30 protein-coding genes are annotated in these 24332 nt (G+C 70.8%); 14 read left to right on the forward strand and 16 right to left on the reverse strand.

The window, feature by feature from the left end:
- Nucleotides 1-55 precede the first annotated feature (55 nt).
- Nucleotides 56-1459 carry an MFS transporter gene (locus ABFX55_RS16120; RefSeq protein ID WP_346121799.1) on the forward strand — a complete coding sequence of 468 codons (1404 nt, stop codon included), beginning with the start codon at nucleotides 56-58 and terminating at the stop codon, nucleotides 1457-1459.
- A 53-nt stretch (nucleotides 1460-1512) separates the two neighbouring features.
- Here ABFX55_RS16120 and ABFX55_RS16125 read toward each other — a convergent pair whose 3' ends face one another.
- A complete protein-coding gene (locus tag ABFX55_RS16125; RefSeq protein ID WP_346121801.1) occupies nucleotides 1513-2058 on the reverse strand; it encodes a hypothetical protein in 546 nt (181 codons plus the stop codon).
- Between ABFX55_RS16125 and ABFX55_RS16130 the strand changes: the two genes are divergently transcribed.
- Nucleotides 2057-3139, forward strand: coding sequence for a calcium-binding protein (locus tag ABFX55_RS16130; protein ID WP_346121803.1), 1083 nt, complete (start codon nucleotides 2057-2059; stop codon nucleotides 3137-3139). The genes ABFX55_RS16125 and ABFX55_RS16130 overlap by 2 nt on opposite strands.
- A gap of 317 nt (nucleotides 3140-3456) precedes the next feature.
- Here the strand turns inward: ABFX55_RS16130 and ABFX55_RS16135 are convergent, their stop codons facing one another.
- The 8 genes from ABFX55_RS16135 to ABFX55_RS16170 all read right to left on the reverse strand — a co-directional run bounded on the left by ABFX55_RS16135 (nucleotide 3457) and on the right by ABFX55_RS16170 (nucleotide 8544).
- On the reverse strand, nucleotides 3457-3669 hold the full coding sequence (locus ABFX55_RS16135; protein ID WP_183659781.1) for a hypothetical protein: 213 nt from the start codon (nucleotides 3667-3669) through the stop codon (nucleotides 3457-3459).
- A 10-nt stretch (nucleotides 3670-3679) separates the two neighbouring features.
- Complete coding sequence (locus ABFX55_RS16140; RefSeq protein WP_346121805.1) at nucleotides 3680-4363, reverse strand: HAD family hydrolase; 684 nt, start codon at nucleotides 4361-4363, stop codon at nucleotides 3680-3682.
- A 314-nt stretch (nucleotides 4364-4677) separates the two neighbouring features.
- Nucleotides 4678-5229, reverse strand: a complete 552-nt coding sequence (locus tag ABFX55_RS16145) for a hypothetical protein (protein ID WP_346121807.1) — start codon at nucleotides 5227-5229, stop codon at nucleotides 4678-4680.
- Entirely contained in the window at nucleotides 5226-6002 is a 777-nt protein-coding gene (locus tag ABFX55_RS16150; protein WP_346121809.1) for a hypothetical protein, read from the reverse strand. Before ABFX55_RS16150 ends, ABFX55_RS16145 begins: the two co-directional genes overlap by 4 nt.
- Before the next feature lie 294 nt (nucleotides 6003-6296).
- Entirely contained in the window at nucleotides 6297-6518 is a 222-nt protein-coding gene (locus ABFX55_RS16155) for a helix-turn-helix domain-containing protein (protein WP_346121811.1), read from the reverse strand.
- On the reverse strand, nucleotides 6518-7015 hold the full coding sequence (locus ABFX55_RS16160) for a DUF2975 domain-containing protein (RefSeq protein ID WP_346121812.1): 498 nt from the start codon (nucleotides 7013-7015) through the stop codon (nucleotides 6518-6520). The genes ABFX55_RS16155 and ABFX55_RS16160 overlap by 1 nt, the downstream gene beginning before the upstream one ends.
- Nucleotides 7016-7147: 132 nt before the next feature.
- Nucleotides 7148-8323: a cytochrome P450 gene (locus ABFX55_RS16165; protein WP_346121814.1), complete on the reverse strand. Its 1176-nt coding sequence runs from the start codon at nucleotides 8321-8323 to the stop codon at nucleotides 7148-7150.
- Nucleotides 8324-8382: 59 nt separating this feature from the next.
- Entirely contained in the window at nucleotides 8383-8544 is a 162-nt protein-coding gene (locus ABFX55_RS16170; RefSeq protein ID WP_346121815.1) for a hypothetical protein, read from the reverse strand.
- A gap of 87 nt (nucleotides 8545-8631) precedes the next feature.
- On the opposite strand from ABFX55_RS16170, the gene ABFX55_RS16175 reads away from it, so the two are divergent.
- From ABFX55_RS16175 to ABFX55_RS16190, 4 genes are all read left to right on the forward strand, one after another.
- Nucleotides 8632-8877 (forward strand): protein kinase family protein, encoded by a 246-nt coding sequence (locus tag ABFX55_RS16175; protein ID WP_346121817.1) that lies wholly within the window; start codon nucleotides 8632-8634, stop codon nucleotides 8875-8877.
- A 118-nt stretch (nucleotides 8878-8995) separates the two neighbouring features.
- The gene (locus ABFX55_RS16180; protein ID WP_183659789.1) at nucleotides 8996-9271 is read left to right on the forward strand and encodes a hypothetical protein; all 276 of its coding nucleotides are present in this window, start codon (nucleotides 8996-8998) and stop codon (nucleotides 9269-9271) included.
- A 134-nt stretch (nucleotides 9272-9405) separates the two neighbouring features.
- A complete protein-coding gene (locus ABFX55_RS16185) occupies nucleotides 9406-10653 on the forward strand; it encodes a hypothetical protein (RefSeq protein ID WP_183659790.1) in 1248 nt (415 codons plus the stop codon).
- Entirely contained in the window at nucleotides 10650-11315 is a 666-nt protein-coding gene (locus ABFX55_RS16190; RefSeq protein WP_346121819.1) for a DUF2786 domain-containing protein, read from the forward strand. Before ABFX55_RS16185 ends, ABFX55_RS16190 begins: the two co-directional genes overlap by 4 nt.
- A gap of 43 nt (nucleotides 11316-11358) precedes the next feature.
- On the opposite strand, the gene pgm is transcribed toward ABFX55_RS16190, so the two are convergent.
- A complete protein-coding gene (pgm, locus tag ABFX55_RS16195) occupies nucleotides 11359-12966 on the reverse strand; it encodes a phosphoglucomutase (alpha-D-glucose-1,6-bisphosphate-dependent) (protein WP_346121821.1) in 1608 nt (535 codons plus the stop codon).
- 59 nt (nucleotides 12967-13025) lie between these two features.
- Here pgm and ABFX55_RS16200 point away from each other — a divergent pair, with 59 nt between their 5' ends.
- From ABFX55_RS16200 to ABFX55_RS16235, 8 genes are read left to right on the forward strand one after another with little or no spacing between them, the layout of a single operon-like run.
- Nucleotides 13026-14015, forward strand: a complete 990-nt coding sequence (locus ABFX55_RS16200; protein ID WP_346121823.1) for an ABC transporter substrate-binding protein — start codon at nucleotides 13026-13028, stop codon at nucleotides 14013-14015.
- Nucleotides 14012-14833 carry an ABC transporter permease gene (locus tag ABFX55_RS16205; protein ID WP_346121825.1) on the forward strand — a complete coding sequence of 274 codons (822 nt, stop codon included), beginning with the start codon at nucleotides 14012-14014 and terminating at the stop codon, nucleotides 14831-14833. Before ABFX55_RS16200 ends, ABFX55_RS16205 begins: the two co-directional genes overlap by 4 nt.
- A complete protein-coding gene (locus ABFX55_RS16210) occupies nucleotides 14821-15495 on the forward strand; it encodes an ABC transporter ATP-binding protein (RefSeq protein ID WP_346121827.1) in 675 nt (224 codons plus the stop codon). Before ABFX55_RS16205 ends, ABFX55_RS16210 begins: the two co-directional genes overlap by 13 nt.
- Nucleotides 15492-16442 (forward strand): ABC transporter substrate-binding protein, encoded by a 951-nt coding sequence (locus ABFX55_RS16215; RefSeq protein WP_346121828.1) that lies wholly within the window; start codon nucleotides 15492-15494, stop codon nucleotides 16440-16442. The genes ABFX55_RS16210 and ABFX55_RS16215 overlap by 4 nt, the downstream gene beginning before the upstream one ends.
- Complete coding sequence (locus ABFX55_RS16220; protein ID WP_346122005.1) at nucleotides 16442-17203, forward strand: LLM class flavin-dependent oxidoreductase; 762 nt, start codon at nucleotides 16442-16444, stop codon at nucleotides 17201-17203. The genes ABFX55_RS16215 and ABFX55_RS16220 overlap by 1 nt, the downstream gene beginning before the upstream one ends.
- On the forward strand, nucleotides 17193-18287 hold the full coding sequence (locus ABFX55_RS16225) for an LLM class flavin-dependent oxidoreductase (protein ID WP_346121830.1): 1095 nt from the start codon (nucleotides 17193-17195) through the stop codon (nucleotides 18285-18287). The genes ABFX55_RS16220 and ABFX55_RS16225 overlap by 11 nt, the downstream gene beginning before the upstream one ends.
- A complete protein-coding gene (locus tag ABFX55_RS16230) occupies nucleotides 18287-19165 on the forward strand; it encodes an ABC transporter substrate-binding protein (protein ID WP_346121831.1) in 879 nt (292 codons plus the stop codon). The genes ABFX55_RS16225 and ABFX55_RS16230 overlap by 1 nt, the downstream gene beginning before the upstream one ends.
- A gap of 45 nt (nucleotides 19166-19210) precedes the next feature.
- Nucleotides 19211-20107 (forward strand): LLM class F420-dependent oxidoreductase, encoded by an 897-nt coding sequence (locus tag ABFX55_RS16235; protein ID WP_346121833.1) that lies wholly within the window; start codon nucleotides 19211-19213, stop codon nucleotides 20105-20107.
- Here ABFX55_RS16235 and ABFX55_RS16240 read toward each other — a convergent pair.
- The 6 genes from ABFX55_RS16240 to ABFX55_RS16265 form a co-directional block, all read right to left on the reverse strand.
- Complete coding sequence (locus ABFX55_RS16240; protein ID WP_346121835.1) at nucleotides 20104-20511, reverse strand: VOC family protein; 408 nt, start codon at nucleotides 20509-20511, stop codon at nucleotides 20104-20106. The two genes, ABFX55_RS16235 and ABFX55_RS16240, sit on opposite strands and share 4 nt — an antisense overlap.
- On the reverse strand, nucleotides 20508-20984 hold the full coding sequence (locus tag ABFX55_RS16245) for a helix-turn-helix transcriptional regulator (RefSeq protein WP_346121837.1): 477 nt from the start codon (nucleotides 20982-20984) through the stop codon (nucleotides 20508-20510). The genes ABFX55_RS16240 and ABFX55_RS16245 overlap by 4 nt, the downstream gene beginning before the upstream one ends.
- Nucleotides 20971-22110, reverse strand: a complete 1140-nt coding sequence (locus ABFX55_RS16250) for a 4-hydroxybenzoate 3-monooxygenase (protein WP_346121839.1) — start codon at nucleotides 22108-22110, stop codon at nucleotides 20971-20973. Before ABFX55_RS16250 ends, ABFX55_RS16245 begins: the two co-directional genes overlap by 14 nt.
- A 62-nt stretch (nucleotides 22111-22172) precedes the next feature.
- On the reverse strand, nucleotides 22173-22913 hold the full coding sequence (locus tag ABFX55_RS16255; protein ID WP_346121841.1) for an IclR family transcriptional regulator: 741 nt from the start codon (nucleotides 22911-22913) through the stop codon (nucleotides 22173-22175).
- Between the two features lie 9 nt (nucleotides 22914-22922).
- Nucleotides 22923-23558, reverse strand: coding sequence for a CoA transferase subunit B (locus tag ABFX55_RS16260; protein ID WP_346121843.1), 636 nt, complete (start codon nucleotides 23556-23558; stop codon nucleotides 22923-22925).
- Complete coding sequence (locus ABFX55_RS16265; protein WP_346121845.1) at nucleotides 23558-24310, reverse strand: CoA transferase subunit A; 753 nt, start codon at nucleotides 24308-24310, stop codon at nucleotides 23558-23560. Before ABFX55_RS16265 ends, ABFX55_RS16260 begins: the two co-directional genes overlap by 1 nt.
- Nucleotides 24311-24332: the final 22 nt, after the last annotated feature.

Below are 24332 nucleotides of genomic sequence, written 5' to 3' on the forward strand. Positions count from 1 at the left end.
TTGCGTTAGAGTCTCCCATTAACGCAGTCATCAACTGCTTTTAGGAGGGATGTGCGTGAAAGGGTTGCTCACCCTGACCTGCGCAGGTCAGTTCATGGTGCTGCTCGACAACACGATCGTCGGCGCCGCCCTGCCCGACATGCAGCAGCGGCTCCACACCGGGCTGACCGGCCTGCAGTGGATCGTCGACGCCTACGTGCTGCTGGTGGCCATGCTGCTGCTGTCGGGCGGCGTCTTCGCCGACCGGTTCGGCCGCAGGCGGGTGTTCCTGGCCGGGGTGGTGGTGTTCACGGCCGCGTCGGTGGCGTGTTCGCTCGCGCCCTCGATCGGCTGGCTGATCGCCGGGCGGGTGCTGCAGGGCGTCGGGGCCGCGGCGCTGAGCCCCGCCTCGCTGGCGCTGCTCGCCGCCGCGTATCCCGCCCCGAGGGAGCGCGTCAGAGCGATCGGGTTGTGGGCCGGGTTCAGCGGCATCGGCCTGGCCGCCGGACCGCTGGCGGGCGGGATCCTGGTGGAGTCCTTCGGCTGGCCCGCCATCTTCCTGGTCAACGTGCCCATCGGGGCGGTCCTGCTGCTGGCCGGGCTGCGCGTGCTGGGGGAGTCCCGCAACCCGAGCGCGCCGCCGATCGACGTCCCCGGCACGGTCCTGTCCGTCGCGGGCGTGGGCGCTGTGACCTACGGCCTGATCGAGGGCGGTTCCCGTGGCTGGACCTCGCCGCTGATCCTGGGCAGCTTCGCCGCCGGACTGGTGCTCCTGGCCGCGTTCGTCGTGGTCGAGGGTCGTGTGTCGAGGCCGATGCTGCCGCTCAGGCTGTTCCGTCAGCGGCTGTTCACGGTGTCCAACACGGCGATGGTCGTGGTCGGGTTCGCGCTGATGGGGTCGTCGTTCTTCTTCTCCCAGTTCTTCGTCTACGTCCAGGGCACTTCGATCCTGGTCGCCGGGCTGCGGACCCTGCCCGTCTCGCTGGCCATGGTGATCGTCAGCCCGTACGCGGGCCGGTTCGCGGCAAGGTACGGCTTCCGCGTCGTCGTCAGCATCGGCCTGGCGCTGGCCGGGCTGGGGCTTCTGGGGCTGGGCTTCGTCCACGCCGATACCGGCTACGGGAACGTGTGGTGGCGGCTGGCGGTCGTCGGCATCGGGTTCGCTCTCACCATGTCGCCGCTGACCGGGGCCGCCATCCAGGCGGTCAGCCCGCACGAGGGCGGCCTCGCCTCGGGCGTCAGCAGCACCACCCGGCAGATCGGCGCGGTGCTCGGCGTGGCGGTGCTCGGGGCGATCGTCCACACGCGGGGGTCCGGCGGCGCCTCCTTCGAATCCGGCCTCAACAGCGCCTTCCTCGCGGCGGGTGCCGTGACGCTGGCCTGCGCCGTAGTCGCCGGCCTGTGGCTGACCGCGGCCCGGACGCCGAGGGGCGTCCGGCCGAACAGTCAGGAGGCCAAGCAGTCAGTGAGCCGCCGCTGACAGTTCCTCCCAGCCGGCCCACGTCTTGAGCCGCTCGGCGTAGGCCTGCTGAGTCATCCGCAGCCCTTCGGTGCCGAAGAACACCCGCAGCGGCGAGCGAGCCGCCGGTAATGGGCGAAGAGGACTTGGGACTCGAGGTCGAGTCGGGTGGTGGGGTTGGCGGCCGGCGGGGTCAGGTTGAGGATCCAGTTGCCGAACCGGCGGATGACGTGGGTGATGTAGGGCGAGATGGTGGCCAGGTCATCAAGGTCGACGGGGTGGCCGTCGGCGGCGATGGCGTCGGCCGCGTCAGTGATGTGCAGGGCGGTCGAGTAAAAGTTGGCCAGCAGCTCGTTGAACTTGGGCCGCCATCGACCTCGGCCCGCTCGCCTTGGGCGGCCTCCTCCAGTGGTTCCCCTGCGGCTGGTCACGACCGCCGGTGTGGTGCGAATCCGAATTCGTTGAGCGATGATACGACTACTAAATGTGACTAAAGGGAATGCGGCAACGCTCACGCAACACCACATAGACGGCGCTGACCATCCGAAGGCAGCGGGAACCACCGGACCGAGAAAACCGGCCAGGCGGATCGCCGCGGCCGGGTCCGTCGGCGTCCTCATGGCGGGGATGATCGCCTCGTCCGGGATTGCCGACGCCAGGACGCAACCACCGACGTGCTTCGGCGTGCCGGCCACGATCATCGCCGCGCCCGACTCACCTACCAACGGGACCGCGGCCCGGGATGTGATCGTCGGAACCGCCGGCCCGGACGTCATCGACGGCCGGCAGGGCAACGACCTGATCTGCGGCCTGGCCGGAGACGACATCCTCGCCGGCGGGCTCGGCAACGACAAGATCGACGGCGGCACCGGCGAGGACGGCCTGCACGGCGACATCTTCAGCCCGAGGGGACATGCCTCCGGCGGCGGAAATGACCGCCTGTTCGGCGGCGACGGCAATGACCTCATGAACGGCGACAGCTTCGCTCCCAACGGCACCGCCACCGGTGGCGGCAACGACCAGATGTTCGGCGGCGACGGCAATGACCTCATGACCGGCGACAGCCGGGGACTCAGCGCATCCGGTGGCGGGAACGACCGCATGGACGGCGGCGCCGACGGCGGCACCGGCGAGGAACACCTGGTCGGCGACTCCGGCTCAACCGCCCGCGACGCCTCGGGCGCCGGGGACGACCTACTCCTGGGCGGGCCCGGCAGCGAACTGCTCATCGGTGACAGCAACGCCGCCCGGAACGCGACCGGAAACGGCGGGAACGACCTCCTGGACTTGGGCACTGACGGCGGATTCGCGGCGATCGGGGACCACAACATCAATGACCCGGCAGGCGGGAGGGCCACCGGCTCCGGCGGAGACAGGATCATCGGCGGTAGCGCGGACGACTTTCTCGTTGGCGACAGCGCCGTGGTGGATGCCACCGTCACCAGCGCCGGCCACGATGTGATCTCCGGCCGTGGGGGCAACGACGCGCTGTTCGGCGACAACACCGACTTCGATGTCACCAGGAGCGTCGGCACGGCAGGCGGCAACGACCTCCTCGACGGCGGCGACGGCGGCGACACGCTCAGGGCGGGCCCCCGCAACGACCTCCTCGACGGCGGCGCCGGTATCCCGGACGACTGCGATGGGGAGGCAGGGATCGACGCCGCAGCCCGCTGCGAGACCGTCTCGAACGTGCCGTAGGCGCGGTAGGCCGGGCTTGCGGATCGCTGCCATTCAGGCGCCGGGGAAACATCCATCGCCCGACGCCCCACGTGCTTGGTGATCGCTGGGACCGAAAACGCCCGTGTGGCCCGTTCCTGCCGTGTTCCGGTGGCGGAGACCGCGCCAGCGGGGACACGTCCGTCTTGGGCGGCAGGGAACGCTGCTCAAGCGTGGAGAGCAGCCGGCTGTGCGGCACCGGGACATCCCGCCCCGCCGTGGCGGAATGCTCGGGTGCGGCCGAATCGTCACGCGGGTCTGGCGAGGTCGCGGCGGCGGGGACGAGGGGAGCGCGGGCGTCAGGCGGTGGTGAGTTCGCCGAACAGTTCGAGGGCGGCCCGCCGTACCTCCACGGGGTCGAGGCCGTCCAGGACGCTCCTGGCGTGGTCGGTGTCCCTGGTGGTCGCGAGCGTGATCGCCACCGAGTGGGCGGCCGTACGGCTGAGCGATCCGGCAGGGGCGTTGTCGGCGAGTTCCTGGGCGCGGGCGGCGAGCTCGAGATTGTCGGTCATAGTCCGCACGTTATAGACGAACACGCCCTGTGACGTCCAGCTCCGCGAGATCGGAGATGACCACGTGCGCGCCGAGCTCCTTGAAGGCGAGCCCGGCCCTGTCGACCGCGACGATCAGTCCGAACCCGCCCTGACCCGCGGCCTCGATGCCCGGCAGCGTGTCGCCCACCACCGCGATCTCGGCGGGCGGGACGTCCAGCAGCCTGGCGCCCTCCTCGAAGGAGGCGGGCCCCGGCTGGTCGTGGCGGCCGGCGACGACGGCGTCGAACAGGTGCATGAGGCCGGCCGCCGTCACCACCTTGTGGCAGTGCGTGCTGGCGGAGACCGCGGCCGTACGGCTGCCGCGGTGCCGAAGCTCGTGCAGGAGCCGGACGGCGGCGGGGAAGGCGGCCACGCCGTACCGCTCGATCTGGGCGACGAAGACGCGGTCCTTGGCCTCGCCGAGAGCGGCCACCTCCTCCTCGGAGGGGTCGAGCCCCCGAGAGGCGAGGAAGGTGCGCGCCCCGTCGAGGCGCGTGCGGCCGTCGACGTGGCAGAGGTAGTCCTCGCGCACGTCGAAAGGGGCCGAACGCCCGCGCAGGAAGGGGTCGAGGGCGCTCTTCCACGCTGCCGCGTGCACACGGGCGGTGTCCGTGACGACGCCGTCGGTGTCGAACACGACGGCCCTGATCCCGCTCAGGTCGATTGCTGGCACACCATAGACGCTACGCCTTGACATGCCGCGCGGGGAGTGGCCATGTCTTGAAGGTGCGCGTGTTGCTGGCCACCGTGGTCGTGATGACGCTCGGCGTGGTCGCGGTAGCCGTGCTGACCCTGCTCATCCTGACCTAAGGCCCGGATTACCGGCGGCGTCCACAAAGGTTCCAGCGCCGCCCACCGCGCATCGGTCAGGTCGGTCGCCGTTGAGGTGTCCCCGAGGTCTCCGGTCGAGCAACCACCTACCGGAGACCTCGTAAGACAACCAGCCCAGCCAGGACGCCCGACGGACGTCGATACAGGCCTTGGCCCCTACCTGTTGTTGTTACCGCACCAGTCGACCCAGATGTGGCCGCTGCCGTTGTCGTGGACACGCCTGCCCAAGGGGCTGCGCTGCCAGGCGTCGGCGCCGTCGTTGACCCACGAGAAGACGTAGTCGCCGCGGCGCAGGTCCCAGTAGTCGCCGTTGCCGACGCAGGCGTAGGCGCTGCCCGACCAGGTGGCGTAGTCGTAGACGTTCACGTCGTCGTAGCGGCCAGGGAAGCCGTTGTTCCAGATCACGTCGACCCTGTTGTTCCAGCCTTCGGGCCAGCCGCCGTAGGCGTCACCGTCGTACAACAGGGCCTTGTTCTGGTCGTCGGACCAGACGTAGAAGTTGCCGTCCGCGTTGAGGGTTCGCACGGGCAGCCCCGACTGGATCTTCGCCACGCCGTCCGGGCGCTCCGGCTTCGCCGCAGTGCTGACGGGCCTTTCCGCTTCGCTGGTGGGCACGGGTGCGGGGTCGGCGTACGCGGCCGCCTGCGTGCCGGTTATCACGGCGGTGGCGGTCATGACGCCGAGCAAGACATCTCTCAGAATCTTCACGTTGTGTTTCCCTTTCCCTGTTCACTGACGAGGGCACGCGCCTTGGGCAGCGCCGATTCACGCAGCCGCGCCGCGCTCTCGAATTCCCTGGGATAGCGCTTTTTCAGCGCCGCCGCGTTGGCGGCGTCCAGGTCGCGTGCCGTCTTGGACAATCCGGTGTCCACCGCGCAGCGCGCTTCCGCCGTCGCGGCGTTCTTGTCATGGCTCTCCGCGTCGGCTCCCTGCTGGGCGAGCCGCTGTTTGCGGAGGGCGAGCGGAGTGGTGGCGGCGAATCCCGTTCGGCTCATGCACTCCGACCAGCGTTTCAGCGCGGCCCTGTAGGCAGGGTCCGCCTGGGTCTGGCCGATGCGCATGTTGTCGAGTGTCTGGATGACTCTGCTGGCCCTGAACCACCGGCCCTTGTCGCCGTAGAGCTCCTGCCAGGCCTGCGCCGCGCATCCGTTGGCGCTGTGGCCCACCACGCCGCCGATGGGCAGCTCCGCCTCCAGCGCGGCGGCGCGGTCGCCGTGGAAGGCGGTGAGCCAGGCTTGCCGCCGGTCCTCGGGCAGGCCGCGGAAGTAGTTCTCCGACGGGGCGGCGGCCCTGCCGAGCTCCTCCCTGCGAGCCCTTCCGTACCCGTTCTCCCGCGCCCATTCCACGTCGTCGACGACGTAGGGGAACAATTCCATGTCCGGCGTCCAGCTTTTCGGCTGATGCCAGTACTTCATATTCTGCCGCGCCATGCAGGAGCCGACGAGAATCTGCTCCGCCCGGTGCAGAACATCCGTTTCCACCGGCGCGCCCGCACATCCCGACAGTACGGCCGCGCCTAATAGGACACAGAATGCCCGTGGCATGGACATGTGGAATCCCCCCGAGTCCCCGTTGCTGTGGGAAAGCCTAAAGAGGGGGGCGAAGTTTATTAAGCGGAAAAACTGCCAACCATCAGCGGATTGGCGCCATGCCGCGCGCGCTGCCGGACGCCAGTCCGCCGCCGGCGGCGGAACAGGCTGTGAACAGCCCGCCGGGAGCCGTGGCGCTCCGGCACGTCCCGCCACGACGCCCGGAGCGGAACGGGGGCGGCGGCGTCACCCGTCCTCGGCGTCCTCGGCCTCCCAGCGCAGCAGGTCTCCCGGCTGGCACTCGAGCACCTCGCAGAGCGCGGCGAGCGTCGTGAAGCGCACCGCCTTGGCGCGGCCGTTCTTGAGCACCGCCAGGTTGGCGGGCGTGATCCCGACGCGGTCGGCGAGCTCGCCCACGGACATCTTCCGCTTGGCCAGCATCACGTCGATGTCGACGGCGATCGGCATCAGATCACCTCTTCGAGCTCGGCCTGCATCTGCGCCGCCTCGACGTCGCGGGCGACGGCCTGTGCCAGCAGCATCCGCAGCACGAGCACGACCAGCGCAACCCCCAGGATCGCCAGGGCGGCCCCGCAGATCAGAAGGACGATGCCAGGGGCGACGGGCTCGCCCGGCGCCAGGAGCACCGCGAGCGCGAACATCAGGAGGGCGGCCGCCACGACCGCGCCGATCACGATGTGCACGTACCGGAAGGCGGCCTCGGAGAAAACGGTTCCGCGCCGCACCATCGTCACCAGTCGCCACACGCAGACCAGGACGACCTGGGCCGTCACGACGCCCAGGACCGCGATCACGAGAAACGGGGTGCGCAGGTAGGCGTAGTCCGCGCTGAGCTCCTCCATGTCGATGGCAAGCAGCGGCACCATCACCGTCTGCACGAACACCGAGCCGGCGAGCAGCGCCACGAGGACGGCTCGCAGCGCAAGCACTGTCAGCTTTCCCATCGTCTCTCCTTCGATCGAGCAGCGATGGAAATGTATCGAAATTCGATAGACGCAGCAAGCTGTCGCCCGACGACACGACAAGACCGCCACCTCCTGCGAGGCGGCGGTCCGAGATCCGTGCGCGGGCGGACCCTAGAAGGCGACCTGGAGCTCCTTCACGCCGTAGACGATCGCCAGCTCCCTGAAGGGCACCTCGTCGTATGGCACGGCCAGCCGCAGCGAGGGGAAGCGCCGCAGCAGCGCGGGGTAGGCGATCCGCATCTCCATCTGCGCGAGCGGAGCGCCGATGCAGCGGTGGATGCCGTGCCCGAAGGCCAGGTGGGAGGGCGCGTCACGGAGGGGGTCGACGCTGTCCATGTCGGCGCCGAGCGAGGGGTCGCGGTTGGCCGCGGTGAGCGAGCACAGCACCATCTCGCCCTTGGCGATCTGCTGGCCGCCCAGCTCCAGATCCTCGCGGGCGAAGCGGGGGAAGGCCACCTGCACCACGGTCATGTAGCGCAGCAGCTCCTCCACCACCTTTGAGACGTGCTCGCCGCCCTCGCGGACCTTCGCCAGCTCGTCGGGGTTCTCCAGCAGCCACAGCGTGCCGAGGGCGAGCATGCTGGTGCTGGTGTCGTGCCCGCCGGTCAGCAGCCCGTCGGCGAACCCGGCCAGCTCCTTGTCGGAGATCTCGTCGCCGTGGTCGCGCACCAGCTGGCCGAGCAGGCCCTCGCCGGGGTTCTTGCGCTCCCTGGCGGCCAGCTCGGTCAGGAAGGCCATCGACTCGTTCACCGCGTCCAGCGAGGCCTCGGGCCCCGCGGAGAAGTCGAACCTGTCGGTGCTGAGGCGCAGGAAGGCCGAGCGCTCGTCGTACGGCACGCCGAGCAGTTCGCACACCACGAGCGAGGGGATCGGCAGCGCGAACATCTCGACCAGGTCGACGGGGGAGCCCTTGCGCTCCATCGCGTCGAGGTGCTCCTCGACGATCGCCTCGATGCGCGGTTCCAGCCTGCGCAGCCGCCGCATCGTGAACTCGGGTGTCAGGTAGCGCCGCAGCCTGGTGTGCTCGGGCGGGTCGCGGAAGCCGAGCCCGCCTGGGTCGTCCTGCGTGGCGCCCATGCCGATCACGTTGCCGAAGTCGTTGCTGAAGCGTCCCGTGTCTCCGAGGACGGCCCGCACGTCCTCGTAACGGGTGGCCAGCCACACGGTCTGCCCGCCGGGGATCTGCATGGGGAAGACCGGCTGCTCCGTGCGGATGCGGGCAAGCTCGGCGACCGGGTCGAAGCCCTCGCGCATGAACTGCACGAGCGGAAACTCGTTTTCAGACACGAGTGTCAGCGTAGGGGGAGGGGGTGCCGGTTATGAGAGTCGGTGGGATGAGATGTGCCTCATCCTGAGGGCGGAAGATCAGTCGGCCTGTCGAACCCCTCGGAGGCTCCGTACACCTCCTCCTCGTCAGGGTCCTCCTCCGGCTGGTTGGCCGGGTCGGACGCGGAGGGTGTGAACTCCTCCGCGAAGTCGGGCTCTTCCTCTGGCTCTAGTTGCGACATGGCAGGCCCCTACCCCCCGGACGCGGGCTCTCCCCGTCCGTCCCATGGTTTTGCCCGCCTTTGGTGTCCGGCCTGTCACGGTGGAGTATGGACACGCCGGGTGAGGAACGGTGGCTCAGCGCGCTGCGCGACCGCGCGGCCGGTCTGGCCTTTCCCGAGTGGCAGCCGCGCGACGACGACTGGACGAGCCTCCACACCTCCTTCGACGAGGAGGGCGCTCCTCTGACGGAGGTGGCCGTCTATCGCGGCCACGAGCGCATCCACTTCCGTCGCTACACGGGCGAGGATCTGACGGCCTTCTGGATCAGGCTGGTCAACAAGATCTCCGAGTGAACGCGTCGGCTGGATGCCCTATGGCAAAAGGGATATCGGCGGCGCGGCGGGGCGGTCACCTGCCCTGCTCATCCCCCGTCTTAGGATCGGCTCATCACCGCGCCGACCTGGGGGAACGATGGCTGACTTCGACCCGCCGACCGATCTGCTCGAGCTCAAGAGAGCCTTCAACGTCATAGACGCCCGCTGCGAGGAGATCTCCGCCGCCCTGCCGTCCAACGTCGCCGTCCTCGAGGGGAAGGCCGAGTTCGACGTGGAGCGGCAGGCCGAACTGGTGGAGGCCAGGTCCGACCGCCTGCGCCTCGTGGAGGAGATCAACCGCCACCCGTGGTGGTCGGCCGTCGACGACAGGCACGCGGCGTGGAGGGCGCTGCACCAGGCCGCCCAGTCCTGACGAGCGCCGCGTCGTCCGGCCGATTTCTCCGGCCATGACTTTGATGATCCGACCAAAGGGAGGTATGCCCGACTGATAATCTCAACGATCTCGTTGATATACAGTCGGACATCAAGACTGACGGAAAGTGACTGATGCCTCTCTTCGAGCAAGCCGCCACTTTCGCGTCGGAGCACCCGGTCGGCACGGCGTTCATCTGTCTGCTGGCCCTGATCGCCCTGGCGCTTGCCTTCTTCATCCTTCGCGTCGCCCTTCGCGTCTGCACGCGCTTCTACCTGCAGGTCGTGGCTCCTCGTCCGATCGAGGACATCCTCACGATCGTCGCCGCCTCGATCGCCACCGGCGTCTCCGCACAGGGCATGTGGCGTTTCTCCGGCGACGTGCTGGGTCTAGACGGGCCGCTGCGGCTGCTGCTGTTCGCCTTCATCGAGGTCGCCATCGTGACCTCGGCGGTACGGGCGCGGCGCAACATGAGGGAGAACTTCTCGGCGGGCATCGACGGCATCGCCGTCTGGGCGCTGACCTGCCTGACGGCTGTGCTGTCGAGCATGGACGCGCGCAGCCTCGCCGAGGCGATCTTCAGGCTGGCCGCGCCGCTGGTGGCCGCCTGGCTGTGGGAGCGGGGCATGGCGATCGAACGGCACCGCATCCGCGGCACGGGCCGCATCAACTGGCGCTTCACGCCCGAGCGGGTGCTGGTGCGGATGGGGCTCGCCGAGGTGTCGGACCGTACGGCCAGCGAGGTCGACGCGCACCGCAGGCTCACCCGCGTGGCGCTGGCCGCCAAGAAGGCCAGGTCGCTGCGCGAGCAGGGCGCCTCGGAGCGCAAGCTGCGCGTGGCCATGGCGCGCCTCGACCGGGCGATGGACCAGGCCGTCGAGCACACGGGCCTGGCCGTCGACCCGGCCCGCCAGGAGGCGCTGCTGCAGCAGATCGGCGCGCTCTACAACACCGCCAAGCTGATCGACGCCGACCCGCGCGTGCCGTGGGAAAGCGAGGACCAGCTGGCGACCGACCACCACCACGTGCCCGCCAGGCCCGCGCTGCCGCCCGCGCTGGCCCGCCTGGTGGAGGACGAGGACGAGGACATCGAGGTCCTCGACACCACCCCGCAGGTCATGGACACCGCCCAGCGCGCCGCCCTGATGCGGGCCGCCCGCGAGTACTGGGACAGGCAGATCGCCAAGCGGATCGTGCCCCGCACCGTCGACATCGCGCAGGAGATCGGCATCTCGCTGGCGACGGCGAGGGAGTACCGCGCGCTGTGGAAGCTCGAACCGCAGGCGCACGCGCTGATCGAGGCCCTCTACCAGGAACACGGCATCGTCGACACCGGCACCTTCCCCATCATCGCGGACGGCGACCGTATCCTCACCGGGTGAGCGACCCGGGGATGAGCCGCACCCTCGACAGGGTGCGGAAGCTGCTGGCCAAGGCCGAGGGCACCGACAACGAGCACGAGCGCGAGACGTTCATGGCGGCGGCCACGGCGCTGATGGCCAAGTACGGCATCTCGGCCGTCGCCGAGCCGTCGCCCAGGGGCCCCGGCAACAGGGTCGTCACGGTCGGAGATCCGTGGGCGAGGGAGAAGGCCCGCCTGGTGTACCTGGTGGCCGAGGCTCTGCGCTGCCGTCCCGTCCTCATCGGCAAGGGGGACGGCGGGCAGCGGGTGCACGTCTTCGGCTTCGCCGCCGACCTGGAGCGCGCCGACCTGCTGGCGACCTCGCTGCTGCTGCAGATGGCCTCGGGCCTGGCCAGGGTGCCCGCACCGCCCGAAGGGGTGCGGGCCTACCGGCGTTCGTGGATGCTCGGCTTCACCGACGAGGTCTACCGGCTGCTGTCGGCGGCCGAGTCGAAGGCGGCGGCCACGGGGACGCCCGGCACCGCGCTGGTGCTGGCCGATCGCAGGGCCGAGGTGGAGCAGGCGGTGGCCGAGGTCTACCCGAAGATCCGGCGCAGCGTGCCGAGGATGAGCGGCGACGGCTACCGCGACGGGGTCTCGGCCGCCCGCCGCGCCGACCTGGCCCGCCCCGCGGTGCGCTAGCGCTAGCCCCTGCTCCGGCCGTCGGCTCGCCTTCTCCCCGCTGTCAGCTCAGCGCGGCCGAGACGACCGCCCTGGCCTCCTCCTGGACCTGGGCCAGGTGGTCGGCGCCCTTGAACGACTCGGCGTAGATCTTGTAGACGTCCTCGGTTCCCGAGGGCCTGGCCGCGAACCAGGCGCTCTCGGTGCACACCTTCACCCCGCCCAGGGCCGCCCCGTTGCCTGGAGCGCTGGTCAGCACGTCCGTGATGGGCTCGCCCGCGAGGTTGTCGGCCGTCACCTGCGAGGCCGACAGCTTGGCCAGCACCGCCTTCTCCTCCCGCGTGGCGGGCGCGTCGACGCGCGCGTAGGCGGGGGCGCCGAACCGCGAGGTCAGCTCCTCGTAGCGGGCGCTGGGCGAGGCGCCGGTGACGGCGAGGATCTCCGAGGCCAGCAGCGCCAGGATGATGCCGTCCTTGTCGGTGCTCCACGCCGAGCCGTCGCGGCGCAGGAAGGAGGCACCGGCGCTCTCCTCACCGCCGAACCCGAGAGAGCCGTCGAGCAGGCCCGAGACGAACCACTTGAACCCGACGGGCACCTCGTACAGCGGGCGGCCGAGGTCGGCGGCCACCCTGTCGATCATGCTGCTGCTGACCAGCGTCTTGCCGACGCCCGCTCCCGCCGGCCACGAGGGACGGTGGCCGTAGAGGTAGGAGATGGCCACGGCCAGGTAGTGGTTGGGGTTCATCAGCCCGCCGTCGGGCGTGACGACGCCGTGCCTGTCGGAGTCGGCGTCGTTGCCGGTGGAGATGTCGAAGCGGGCCTTGTTGTCGATCAGCGAGGCCATCGCGTAGGGGGAGGAGCAGTCCATGCGGATCTTGCCGTCCCAGTCGAGCGTCATGAAGCGCCAGGTCGGGTCCACGAGCGGGTTCACGACCGTGAGGTCGAGGCGGTGGCGGTCGGCGATCTCGCCCCAGTAGGCCACGCTGGCCCCACCGAGCGGGTCGGCGCCGATGCGCACGCCCGCCGACCTGATCGCGTCGAGGTCGACCACGCTGGGCAGGTCGTCGACGTAGTGGCCCAGGAAGTCGTAGCGCTCGCCCATGGTCGGCGTGTAGGGAGCCCTGCGCACCTCCTTGAGCCCGCCCGCGATCAGCGCGTTGGCGCGGTCCTGGATCCAGGAGGTGGCGTCGGTGTCGGCAGGGCCGCCGTTGGGCGGGTTGTACTTGAAGCCGCCGTCGCCGGGCGGGTTGTGCGACGGGGTGACCACGACGCCGTCGGAGCCCGGGTGGGTGAGGATCGCGTGCGAGACGGCGGGCGTGGGGGTGTAGCCGTCGCGGCTGTCGACCAGGACGGTCACGTCGTTGGCGGCGAACACCTCCAGCGCGGAGATCTTCGCGGGCTCCGACAGCGCGTGCGTGTCGGCGCCGAGGAACAGCGGCCCCGTGATGCCCCGCGCGGCGCGGTACTCCACGATCGCCTGGCTCGTGGCCAGGATGTGGTCCTCGTTGAAGGCGGTGTTGAAGGACGAGCCTCGGTGCCCCGAGGTGCCGAACGCCACGCGCTGCGACACCTCCGAGGGGTCGGGGTGCAGCGCGTAGTACGCGGTCACCAGGCGGGCCACGTCGACCAGGTCGGATGGCTGGGCAGGCTGCCCGGCGCGCTCATGCGTCATGAGATCCACTCTACAGATCCGACTTGACGCAGACTAAACCTACCTGAATTATAGGGAATATGAGTCCTCGCCTGGCGATCCTCGCGGTCGCGACGCTTTGCGCCCTGTCCGCCTGCTCCTCGCCTACCGCGACAGCGCAGGCGGGAGCCGTACTGAAGATCAAGGATCCGGGAAACGCCGGCCCCCTGGCGTACGCGAAGAAGAACGGAATCCTGGAGAAGCGGCTGGCCCAGGTCGGTGCGAAGGTCGAGTGGGGCGGCACCTACGCCTCCTTCACCGCCACCATCGACGCGGTCCGCTCCGGCTCGGTCAACGTGCTGGAGGGGGCGATCTCGCCCGCCCTCGGCTACCTGGCCAACGGCAAGGACATCAAGATCTTCTCCATCACCGACAGGGTCGTCGACCCGGCCGCGCCGAAGACCGACGGCCTGGTCGTGCCGGCCGACAGCCCCGTCAAGGACGTCAAGGAGCTGGCGGGCAAGCGGATCGCCGTCAACAAGGGCGGGCGAGGGGAGTACCTGCTGCTGCTCGCGCTGGAGCGGGCCGGCGTCAGGCCCGACCAGGTGACGCGGGTCTACCTCAACCCCGACCAGGCCGCCTCCGCCTTCGCCACCGGCAAGGTCGACGCCTGGTGGGCCATCGTGCGGGCCTACCCCGAGGCCGTCGCCAAGGGCGCCCGCGTGCTGGTCCACAGCAACGACCTGCCCGACCAGGACCTCAGCATCCAGGCCGCCAGGGTCGAACTGCTCGAGAAGCACCCTGAGGCGGTGCGGGTCTACCTCGACGTGCTGAGGGAGCTCACCGCGCAGGCCAAGACCGAGCCGGACAAGTTCCAGAACGTCTTCCTCGCCCAGGGGCCCACCGCCCTGTCGGGAGCGCGGCTGAAGGAGGAGCTGGACAAGTCGAGGTACGCGCTGCCGCCGCGTCCCGCCACGGCCGCCGACCTGACCTACGTCAAGGACGTGGCGGGCGTCTTCCACAGGTACGGCGTGCTGCCCGCCTCGGTGAACCCCTCCGACGTCGTCTTCGACCTGCGAGCGTCGTCGTGACGACCCTCACCTCGGCCGAGCCGGTGACGGGCCTGGAGGAGCCGAGGTTCCTCGGTGTCAGGCACCGGCCCGCTGCCCTCAGCCTGGCGATCAGGGCGTCGGTGCCGCTGCTCCTGCTGGCCGCCTGGTGGTACGGCTCGGCGAGCGGCGCCATCCCCTCCGACGTGCTGGCGGCCCCCTCCCAGGTCGTGGGGGCGCTCGGCGAGCTGGCCGCGACGGGACAGCTCACCGACTACCTGCTGGCATCGGCCCACCGAGCGGGTCTCGGGGTCCTGCTCGGCGGCGGGGCCGGCCTGCTCCTCGGCGTGGTCGCGGGGCTGTCCGCGCTCGGCGAGGAGCTGGTCGACCCGACCATGCAGATGAAGCGGGCCGTGCCCTTCCTCGCGCTGGTGCCGCTGTTCATCTCGTGGTTCGGCGTCGAGGAGAGCTTCAAGGTGGTGCTCATCGCGGTGGCCGCGGCAGGCCCGATGTACGCCTACACCTACCTCGGCGTCCGCGGTGTGGACCGCAAGCTGGTCGAGGCCGCCAGGGGCTTCGGGCTCAGGGGCCCCAGGCTCGCGCTCGGCGTCATCATCCCCACCGCGCTGCCGAGCATCCTCATGGCGCTGCGCGTCTCCCTGTCGGTCGCACTGACCGGCCTCATCGCCGCCGAGCAGATCGGCGCCACCGAGGGTATCGGCTACCTCGTCACGCTCGCCCAGCAGTACTACCGCAGCGACTACATGGTCCTGTGCGTGGTCGTCTACGCCGTGCTCGGCCTGGTCATCGACCTGGCCATCCGCGGCGCGGAGAAGGCGAGCATGCCATGGCGGCGGTGAGCCTCGACGGCCTGACCAAGTCCTACGGCGCCAAGACCGTGCTGAGGGAGCTCGACCTCGACATCGCCAGAGGAGAGTTCTTCGCCCTGCTCGGTCCGAGCGGCACCGGCAAGACGACGCTGCTGAGGGTCCTGGCGGGGCTGGAGCTGCCCGACGCGGGCACCGTGCTGGCGCCGCCGCGCCGTACGACCGTCTATCAGGAGCCGCGCCTCGTGCAGGCCCGCAGGGTGCTGGCGAACGTGACGCTCGGACTGCCGCGCTCGGCCCGTGAGGCGGGCAGGGCGGCGCTGGCCGAGGTGGGCCTCGAAGGGTACGACGAGGTCTGGCCCTCGACGCTGTCGGGCGGCGAGGCGCAGCGCGTCGCGCTGGCCAGGGCGCTGGTCAGGCAGCCTGAGCTGCTCCTGCTCGATGAGCCCTTCGCCGCGCTCGACGCGCTGACCAGGCTCCAGATGCAGGAACTGGTCGCCGAGCTGTGCGCCCGCCACAGGCCCGCCGTCGTGCTCGTCACCCACGACGTGGACGAGGCCGTACGGCTGGCCGACCGCGTCGCCGTCCTGCGGGAGGGCCGGCTGGCGGTGGACCGCCGCCTCGAACCGCCCGAGCTGCGCGACCGCGCGGAGTACCGCGCTCTGTTCCTCTCTCACCTTGGAGTGCACGTATGAAGATCTGGTACACCCGCTGCCCCGTGCCCACGGCCTCGGGTCTCGCCTACAACCTCGGCTGGCTGGAACAGGAGCTCGGCGACGTCGGCGTGCTGCAGGACGCGCCGCCCGAGATCGCCAGGCACCACTTCGACCACGACCTGCTCGGCCTGTTCCGCGAGGGCGGCAACGTGCCCGCGCTGGCCGCCCGCTCGGAGGGGGCCCGCACGCGGCTGATCGGCCTGACATGGATCGAGGAGTGGCAGTCGATCCTGGTCAGGCCCGACTCCGGCATCAGGGACGCGGCAGGGCTGCGCGGCGCCAGGTTCGCGCTGCCCGGGTGGGCGGCGAGCAGGGCCGAGAGCTTCCCCCGTGCGATGGCGCTGCACGGCGCGAAGGGCGCGCTGTCGCACGCGGGGCTGACGCTCGACGACGTGCGGTTCGTGGACGTGCCCTCCGACGGCTGGTGGCCGGGGCTGGAGGCGCTCAGGCGGGGCGAGGTGGACGCCGTCTACGTGAAGGGCGCCCGAGCCGCCGAGCAGGCCGCCCAGCTCGGCCTGGCCGTGGCGGTGGACCTCGACGCGCACCCCGACCCGCGCACCCGCGTGAACAACGGCACGCCGAGGCCCATCACCGTGCACGAGGACCTGCTCGCCGAGCGGCCCGAGGTGGTCATCGGCTTCCTCGTCCAGACGCTGCGCGCCGCCGAGTGGGCCGCCTCCAGCCTGGACGAGGTGCGGGCGATCCTCGGCAGGGAGACGCGCTCGGGAAGCGACGGCGTGGTCACCGCCTACAGGAACGACTTCCACACCGCGCTCCACCCCGACCTGTCCGGCGAGCGGCTCGACCTGCTGCGCGTCCAGAAGGACTTCCTGCGCCTGCACGGCTTCCTCGCCTCCGACGTCGACCTGGGCGCGTGGCTGGCCCCCGAACCGCTGGCCGAGGCCCGCAAGAAGGTAGGGCTGTGATGGCCGAGTTCTTCCTCACGCTGCCCAGCAGGGGTGAGCGGCGCGGCAGCGGCGACCACCTCCTGCAGGTGGCGAGGGCGGCCGAGCTGACCGGATTCACCGGCGCGTACGCCCCCTTCGACCCAGAGGGGGAGGAGGCCCTCGTCGTCTCGGCGGGACTGCTCAGGGCGACCAGGCGCCTGAGGCTGCTGGCCGGGTTCCATCCCGCCGTCGCCACCCCCGTCTACGCGGCCAAGCTCAGCGCCTCCCTGCAGCGCTTCTCAGGCGACAGGCTCGACTGGCGGCTCGAGGTGGACCTCGACCCCGCCGTCGCGAGGGCCCACGGCGACTTCGTCGTGGGCAGCGACCGCTACGCCCGCGCGGACGAGTTCCTGACCGTGGCCAAGGGGGTCTGGCACGAGAGCGACCTCACCTTCGAGGGCCGCTTCTACGAGGTGCTGTCCGGCGGTTTCGGCCCTCCGCTCACGGGGCGGGCCTTCCCTCGCGTCCACCTGTCGGGGACCTCGCCCGAGGCGCTGGCGCTGTCGGCGCGGCACGCGGACGTGCACGTCTTCGAACAGGGCGACGACCTCGCGCTCATGGAGGAGCTGCCGGGGCTCGCCTTCGGGGTACGGCTGGCCGCGCCGGAGCCCGAGGTGATCAGGGCGTACATCGACAAGGGCGTGGAGGTCTTCCACCTGGAGGCCACGCCGTACCTGGAGGAGACCTACCGCCTGGGCGAGCAGGTCCTCCCGCTGCTGGAGGCCGCACATGCCGGTTGAGCTCTACTGGAGGATCGGCACCCACGGCGACCAGCCGTCGCTGCGCCGCCGCACCCCCACGAGAGGTGACTGGGCGCCCCTCGCGCCCGGCAACCTGGCGCCCGGCGTACGCGACGACTACAGCTACCTCGAGCACATGGGCGACGTGGCGCGGGCCACGGAGGGGGCGGGGTTCGCCGGCGGGCTGCTGCCGTCCTTCCCCAACACCGACGACCCGTGGGCGGCCGCCGCCGCCCTGGGCCGTGAGACCTCCACCTACCGCTTCATGATCGCCTTCCAGCCGGGCTTCCTGCACCCTGTGCAGGCCGCGCGGATGACCGCGACGCTGCAGCGGGCCACCGGAGGGCGGGTCGTCTACAACGTGATCTCCGGTGGGGGCGGCCCCGCCCAGCTGTGGTGGGGCGACAAGGTCGACCACGACGACCGATACGCGCGCACCTCGGAGTTCCTCGACGTGCTCAGGGGCGTGTGGAGCGGGTCGCCGTACTCCTTCGAGGGACGCTTCTACCGGGTGGAGGGGGCGCGGCTGCCGTCCGCGCTGCTCGGCCAGCCCTTCCCCGAGATCTACTTCTCCGGCTCCTCGCCCGCGGCGATCGAGGCGGCGGGACGGCACGCCGACTACTACCTGTCGTGGCTCGAGCCCTTCCACGCTCTGGCGGAGAAGTTCGCGCAGGTGCGCGAGCACAGCGTCACCCCGCCGAAGTTCGCGGTACGGCTCGACGTGCTGGCCAGGCCGACGGAGGAGGAGGCGTGGGCGGAGATCGAGGAGGGCTGGAGCAACAGCTCCGTGCCTGCCGACGCCACCGGCGACTCCATCGGGTGGCAGCGCAGCCGCTCCTTCGTCACGGGGCCGGTCGACGGCCCCCGCGACCTCGAGGTCACCCCGAACGTCTGGGGCGGCTTCCATCTGCTGCGCGGCGGCCCCGCCTTCGGGCTGGTCGGCAGCTACGCCCAGGTCGCCGCCAGGCTCGACGAACTGATCGAGCTCGGCGTCGACTCATTCATCCTGGCGGGAGTGCCTCACCTGGAAGAGGCCTACCGCGTCGGCGAGAACGTGATTCCCCTGGTGAAAGGACTGTCCTGATGACCGTGCGTGTCGGCTACTTCCCCTCGAACAACTCCCTCTGGGTGCTGCGTCACAGGGGCATCCTCGAAAGGAGCCTGCCCGACGTCGAGTGGGTGGACCTCAGGGACCTGCCCGCGGGCGACAGGCCCTCGCCCACCGAGGGGCTGCCCTCGGCCCATGGCGACCACCTGTTCGACGGCGGCTACGACTTCATCGGCACCGGGTCGACGCCCCCTGTCACCGCGCAGGGCAAGGGTCACGACATCGTCTACGCGGGCATCTCGGATTCGAGACACGAGAACGGCCGGCTGGTGGTGCGCTCCGACTCCGACATCCAGAGCGTCGCCGACCTCAAGGGCAGGAAGGTCGCGCTCGGCCACGGCTCCTGGCAGACCACGCTGCTGCTGTTCGCCCTCGACGACGCGGGGCTGGCCTGGAGCGACATCGTCCCTGTCGACGCGGGGGTCGACGCCGCCGGACTCCTCATCGACGGCGACGTCGACGCATGGGTCGGCTCCTACCCCTCGCTCAGCGCGGTCGAGGAGGACACCAGGACGCTCGTCCAGACCGAGGGCCTGTTCAGCCACCGCTCGCTCTGGTTCACCAGGCGCGACTTCGCCACCGACCACCCCGACCAGCTGAAGGCCATCGTCGCGGCGCTCAACGAGTCCGACGCCTGGATCACCCAGAACTACCGCGAGGCGGCGGAGCTGTTCGCCGCCGACGACGGCGGCAGCGTCGAGGCGTGGGAGCACGCGCTGCGCAGGCGGCCGTGGGGCGTGCGGCCGGTGAGCCCGGAATTCGTCGCCGAGCAACAGCGCGCCGCCGACCTCTTCCACGACGCAGGACTGATCTCCAAGAAGATCACCGTGGCGGACGCGGTCATCGAGATCTAGCGGGGTTAGACTCGCGGCAGCCAAACAGAATGGAGTTCGGTTGCGATGCGAGTCGGACTGTTCCTCAACGATCCCCAAGGCCCCGACCCGATAGGAGGGCTGAGGGAGACCATCGCCCGAGCCGCCGACGACGGGTTCGCCTCGGCCTGGCTGTCCCACATCTTCGGCCTGGACGCGCTCACCGCGCTGGCCGTCGCGGGCAGCCAGGTCCCGGGCATCGAGCTCGGCACCGCGGTCGTGCCCACCTATCCTCGCCACCCGGCCGCCCTGGCCCAGCAGGCGCTGACCACCAACACCGCCCTCGGCGGCAGACTCGCGCTCGGCATCGGGCTGTCCCACCAGATCGTCATCGAACACATGTTCGGCTACGACTTCTCGCGCCCCGCCAGGCACATGAAGGAGTACCTGGACATCCTGCTCCCGCTGGCCCGGGGGGAGAAGGCGGAGGTCACGGGCGAGACGCTCAAGGCCAACATCCAGCTCAGCACGCCCGGCACCGGCCTGCCCGTGCTGATCGCCGCCCTCGCCCCCCGGATGCTCGCCCTGGCGGGCGCGGTGGCCGACGGCACCGTCCTGTGGATGACGGGGCCGAGGACGGTGGCCGAACACGTCGTGCCCGCGATCACCGCCGCCGCGAGCGGGGCGGGCCGTCCGGCGCCGCGCGTGGTCTGCGCGCTGCCGGTCTGCGTCACCGACGACCCCGCCGCCGCGAAGGCGCGGGCCGCCGAGGTCTTCTCGGTGTACGGCGAGCTGCCCTCCTACCGGGCCATGCTGGACAAGGAGGGCGCGGCGACCCCCGGCGACGTGGCGATCGTGGGCGACGAGGAGGCGGTGCGGGCCCAGATCGACGCCCTCGCCAAGGCCGGGGTCACCGACTTCGTGGCGGCGGAGTTCTCCGGGAGGGAGCGCACCAGGACGTTCCTCAAGGGCCTGCTCGGCTAGCTCCTGCGCTGCGTCAGGCTGAACCAGTTGCCCGAGTTGTCGCGGAAGACCGCCTCGATGCCGTAGGGGCGGTCGGCGGGCTCCTGCACGAACTCCACGCCCTTGGCCGACAGCTCTTCGAAGGTCTTGTGGCAGTCGTCGGTACCCATGACGCCGGGGCCCATCGCCCCCTTCGAGACGACCGCGCGCATCTGCTCGGCGGTCTCCTCGTCGAAGTGCGGCGCGCCGATCGCGGACAGGACGATGGTGACGTCGGGCCGGCCCTTCGGCCCGACGGTCAGCCAGCGGTAGTCGCCGAGGCGCACGTCCTCGCGCTCCTCGAGGCCGAGAGAGCCGGTGTAGAAGGCCTTGGCCTCGTCCTGGTCCAGCACGTAGACGCAGGTGTGGGACATTCCAGTGATCATGACGCTGCTCCTCTGTCGTCGTCCTCCCCAACGACAGTAGGGGCCGGTCCCGCGGCCCCGCTTCTTCCAGATTGCTCGAACGGCGGGCGGGTGCACATCAGCACGAAGCAGCCGGGGATCGGGGGAGGGCCGCCCAGCCGTACGGACTCCTCCCTGAAGGCGCTCGGCGACATGCCGACCAGCGAGGTGAAGCGGGAGCTGAACGAGCCGAGGCTGGAGAAGCCGACCAGCACGCAGACCTCGGTGACGGTGAGGTTCGTGGCGCGCAGCAGGTCCTTGGCGCGCTCGATGCGACGCGAGGTCAGGTAGCGGGCCGGCGTCTCGCCGTAGACCCGCCTGAAGGAGCGGGCGAAGTGGAAGCGCGAGCAGCCCGCGGCCCCTGCCAGCGCGTCGAGGTCGAGCGGCTCGGCGTAACGGCGATCGGCCAGGTCGCGGGCGCGGCGCAGGTGGGGCAGCAGTTCAGCGGCCGTCATAGGCGAAGCCTACGTAGTTCTCCGCGAGAGTGGTGGAGGCCGCGGCGGAGGAGACAACGTACTCCAGGTGCGAGAGCTGGAGCCGCCTGGCGAAGGCGTCGGCCGTGGGGTCGGTGTGCAGCAGCGTGGTCATCCAGTAGGAGAAGTGCTCGGCCCGCCACACCTGGCGCAGCCGCGACTGCGAATAGCCGTCGAGCCCTCCGTCGGCGATCGCGCCCGCCAGCGCCGTGACGTCGGAGACGGCCAGGTTGAGCCCCTTGGCGCCGGTGGGAGGGACGATGTGGGCGGCGTCCCCCGCCAGGAACAGCCGCTCGTGCCGCATCGGCTCGGTGACGAAGCTGCGCATCGGCGTGACGGCCTTCTCCCTGATCGGGCCGTCCTTGAGCGTCCAGCCGTCGCTGGTCGCGAACCTGGTGCGCAGCTCGGCCCAGATCCGCTCGTCGGGCCAGTCGGACGGCTGGTCGGTCGGGTCGACCTGCAGGTAGAGGCGGCTGACCTGGGGGGAGCGCAGGCTGTGCAGGGCGAAGCCGCGCTCGTGATGGCAGTAGATGAGCTCCTCGGTGGAGGGCGGCACATCGGCCAGCACGCCGAGCCACGCGTACGGGTACTCCCGCTCGTACACCGTCGAGCCCCGCACCGCCGTCCGCGAGACCCCGTGGAAGCCGTCGCACCCGGCGATCAGGTCGCAGTCGAGGGTGTGCAGCCGCCCGTTCTCGCGGTAGGTGACGCGCGGCGTGACGGGGTCGACCTCGACGACCTCGGCCCCGAACCGGATCCTGCCCTCCGGCGCGAGGGCGATGAGGTCCTTGACGATCTCGGTCTGGGCGTAGATCGTCACCGCCTTGCCGCCGGTGAGCTCGCTCAGCGCGATGCGGTGTCCCCGCCCGCCGAAGCGCAGCTCGAGCCCGTGGTGGGTGAGGCCCTCGCGGTCGAGCCTGTCCGCCGCGCCGCACGCCCTCAGCAAGTCCACGGTGCCCTGCTCCAGCATGCCCGCGCGCTGCCGCCGCTCGCAGTAGGCCCTGTCGCGGCTCTCCAGCACCACGGCGTCGATGCCGCGCCGCTCCAACAGACGGGACAGCAGCAGGCCCGCGGGGCCGGCGCCGATGATCGCTACCTGGGTACGCATGGCCTGATCCTCGTGCTCGGGCGCGCCGGCTCAGCCGCCGCTCTTCCGGTCAGTGGAACTCATCAGTAATGACCACTCACGTCGCGCGACAGCGCCCGCGCCGTGGTGATCAGCGTGGGCACGACCGCCCGCAGATCGGCGCGCGGCCTGGTCACGATCGACAGCGCGGCGATCACCTCGCCACCCGCTCCGCGCACCGGCGCCGCGACCGAGCAGGTGCCGAGCGTCATCTCCTCGCGGGTGACCGCCACGCCCGTCCTGCGCACCTCGGCGAGCGCGGCCCTCAGCCTGACGGGATCGGTCACCGTGTGCCTGGTGAGGGCGGGCAGCCCCGAGGAGACCACCTCGTCCGTCACCTGCTCGGGGGCGAAGGCCAGCAGCACCCTGCCCACCCCCGTGGCGTGCAGCGGCAGCTCGCCGCCCACCCTGCTGACGATCGGCACGGAGGAGGGCCCGCGCAGCCGTTCGAGGTAGAGGGCCTTCAGGCCCCGCCGTACGGCCAGCTGCACGTTGGCGTGCGTGACCTCGTACAGGTCCTCCATGTACGGCAGCGCCAGCTCGCGCAGGTCCGCCGCGGCCGCGGCCTGGGCGCCGATGCGCCACAGCCTGATGCCGACCCTGTAGGCGCCGTCGGGCATCCGCTCGACGAAGCCGCCTCTGGTCAGCTCGCCGACCAGCCGGTGACCCGTGGCCAGCGGCAGGTCGGCCCTGCGGCAGATCTCGGTCAGCGTCAGCCGCATCTCCCCGTGGGAGAAGGCGTCGAGGATCGCCATCACCTTGCCGGCGACGCTGGGAGGCGGCATGTCCGGATACTAACCCTCCAGCAGGAGCTCGGGCTCCGTCGCCGCCCTGACCTCCTCCACGCTCACCCCGGGCGCGGTCTCCACCAGCACCAGGCCGTCGGGGGTCACGTCGAGCACGGCCAGGTCGGTGATGACCCGGTGCACGCAGGCCGCGCCCGTGAGGGGCAGCGAGCACTCCTTGACGATCTTCGGAGAGCCGTCGCGGGCGAGGTGCTCCATGACCACGATGACCCTGCGCGCGCCGTGGACCAGGTCCATCGCGCCGCCCATGCCTTTGATCATCTTTCCGGGCACCGCCCAGTTGGCCAGGTCGCCGCGGGCCGAGACCTGCATCCCGCCGAGCACCGCCACGTCGATGTGGCCGCCGCGGATCATGCCGAACGACAGGGAGGAGTCGAAGAACGACGCCCCGGGAAGGACGGTCACCGTCTCCTTGCCCGCGTTGATCAGGTCGGGGTCGACCTCGTCCTCGAGCGGGTAGGGGCCCACGCCCAGCACGCCGTTCTCGGAGTGGACGACCACGTGCACGTCCGGGGGGATGAACGCGGGGATCAGCGTCGGCAGCCCGATCCCCAGGTTGACGTAGGCGCCGTCGGTCAGCTCGGCCGCCGCCCTCGCCGCGATCTGCTCCCTGCTCCATGCCATCAGGCGCGCACCGTCCTCTTCTCCACGTGCTTGTCGGCGGCCTGCTCGGGGGTGAGCGCCACGACCCGCCGCACGAACACCCCTGGCAGGTGGACCTCGTCGGGGTCGAGCTCGCACAGCTCCTCGACCTCCGCGATCGTCACCCTGCCCGCCATCGCGGCCAGCGGGTTGAAGTTGCGCGCGCTCCTGTCGAAGACGAGGTTGCCGTACCGGTCGCCCTTGGCCGCCCTGACCAGCGCGAAGTCCGTGGTGATCGACTCCTCGAGCACGTGGGGCACGCCGCCGAACTCCCTCACCTCCTTGGCGGGGGAGGCCACCGCCACGCTCCCGTCGGCCGCGTAACGCCAGGGCAGCCCGCCCTCGGCCACCAGCGTGCCGACCCCCGCGGGCGTGTAGAAGGCGGGGATGCCGCAGCCGCCCGCCCGCAGCCGCTCGGCCAGCGTGCCCTGCGGCACCAGCTCCACCTCGATCTCGCCGCTGAGATAGCGCCTGGCCAGCTCCTTGTTCTCGCCGATGTAGGAGCCCATCGCCCTGGCGATCCTGCCCTCGGCCAGCAGCAGCCCGAGGCCGCGCCCGTCGACGCCGCAGTTGTTCGACACCACGCGCAGGTCGCGCGAGCCCTTCTCGTGCAACGCGGCGATCAGCACCGAAGGCACTCCGCACAACCCGAACCCGCCCACCGCCAGCGACGCGCCGTCGCCGACGTCGGCGACCGCCTCGGCCGCCGACCCCACCACCTTGCCGACCCTCATGGGCTCACCGTCTCAGCCGCTA

The sequence above is a fragment of the Nonomuraea roseola genome, from assembly GCF_039535395.1.
GTDB lineage: Bacteria > Actinomycetota > Actinomycetes > Streptosporangiales > Streptosporangiaceae > Nonomuraea > Nonomuraea roseola.

What these genes read in the sequence shown, in the direction of transcription:
- ABFX55_RS16185 (WP_183659790.1), top strand. Translation starts at nt 9,406, where the DNA reads ATGCCTCTCTTCGAGCAAGCCGCCACTTTCGCGTCGGAGCACCCGGTC.
- ABFX55_RS16135 (WP_183659781.1), bottom strand. Translation starts at nt 3,669, where the DNA reads ATGACCGACAATCTCGAGCTCGCCGCCCGCGCCCAGGAACTCGCCGAC.
- ABFX55_RS16230 (WP_346121831.1), top strand. Translation starts at nt 18,287, where the DNA reads ATGACCGTGCGTGTCGGCTACTTCCCCTCGAACAACTCCCTCTGGGTG.
- ABFX55_RS16245 (WP_346121837.1), bottom strand. Translation starts at nt 20,984, where the DNA reads ATGACGGCCGCTGAACTGCTGCCCCACCTGCGCCGCGCCCGCGACCTG.
- ABFX55_RS16235 (WP_346121833.1), top strand. Translation starts at nt 19,211, where the DNA reads ATGCGAGTCGGACTGTTCCTCAACGATCCCCAAGGCCCCGACCCGATA.
- ABFX55_RS16210 (WP_346121827.1), top strand. Translation starts at nt 14,821, where the DNA reads ATGGCGGCGGTGAGCCTCGACGGCCTGACCAAGTCCTACGGCGCCAAG.
- ABFX55_RS16215 (WP_346121828.1), top strand. Translation starts at nt 15,492, where the DNA reads ATGAAGATCTGGTACACCCGCTGCCCCGTGCCCACGGCCTCGGGTCTC.
- ABFX55_RS16220 (WP_346122005.1), top strand. Translation starts at nt 16,442, where the DNA reads ATGGCCGAGTTCTTCCTCACGCTGCCCAGCAGGGGTGAGCGGCGCGGC.
- ABFX55_RS16125 (WP_346121801.1), bottom strand. Translation starts at nt 2,058, where the DNA reads ATGAGGACGCCGACGGACCCGGCCGCGGCGATCCGCCTGGCCGGTTTT.
- ABFX55_RS16200 (WP_346121823.1), top strand. Translation starts at nt 13,026, where the DNA reads ATGAGTCCTCGCCTGGCGATCCTCGCGGTCGCGACGCTTTGCGCCCTG.
- ABFX55_RS16170 (WP_346121815.1), bottom strand. Translation starts at nt 8,544, where the DNA reads ATGTCGCAACTAGAGCCAGAGGAAGAGCCCGACTTCGCGGAGGAGTTC.
- ABFX55_RS16180 (WP_183659789.1), top strand. Translation starts at nt 8,996, where the DNA reads ATGGCTGACTTCGACCCGCCGACCGATCTGCTCGAGCTCAAGAGAGCC.
- pgm (WP_346121821.1), bottom strand. Translation starts at nt 12,966, where the DNA reads ATGACGCATGAGCGCGCCGGGCAGCCTGCCCAGCCATCCGACCTGGTC.
- ABFX55_RS16265 (WP_346121845.1), bottom strand. Translation starts at nt 24,310, where the DNA reads ATGAGGGTCGGCAAGGTGGTGGGGTCGGCGGCCGAGGCGGTCGCCGAC.
- ABFX55_RS16260 (WP_346121843.1), bottom strand. Translation starts at nt 23,558, where the DNA reads ATGGCATGGAGCAGGGAGCAGATCGCGGCGAGGGCGGCGGCCGAGCTG.
- ABFX55_RS16240 (WP_346121835.1), bottom strand. Translation starts at nt 20,511, where the DNA reads ATGATCACTGGAATGTCCCACACCTGCGTCTACGTGCTGGACCAGGAC.
- ABFX55_RS16155 (WP_346121811.1), bottom strand. Translation starts at nt 6,518, where the DNA reads ATGCCGATCGCCGTCGACATCGACGTGATGCTGGCCAAGCGGAAGATG.
- ABFX55_RS16225 (WP_346121830.1), top strand. Translation starts at nt 17,193, where the DNA reads ATGCCGGTTGAGCTCTACTGGAGGATCGGCACCCACGGCGACCAGCCG.
- ABFX55_RS16255 (WP_346121841.1), bottom strand. Translation starts at nt 22,913, where the DNA reads ATGCCGCCTCCCAGCGTCGCCGGCAAGGTGATGGCGATCCTCGACGCC.
- ABFX55_RS16130 (WP_346121803.1), top strand. Translation starts at nt 2,057, where the DNA reads ATGGCGGGGATGATCGCCTCGTCCGGGATTGCCGACGCCAGGACGCAA.
- ABFX55_RS16250 (WP_346121839.1), bottom strand. Translation starts at nt 22,110, where the DNA reads ATGCGTACCCAGGTAGCGATCATCGGCGCCGGCCCCGCGGGCCTGCTG.
- ABFX55_RS16160 (WP_346121812.1), bottom strand. Translation starts at nt 7,015, where the DNA reads ATGGGAAAGCTGACAGTGCTTGCGCTGCGAGCCGTCCTCGTGGCGCTG.
- ABFX55_RS16175 (WP_346121817.1), top strand. Translation starts at nt 8,632, where the DNA reads ATGGACACGCCGGGTGAGGAACGGTGGCTCAGCGCGCTGCGCGACCGC.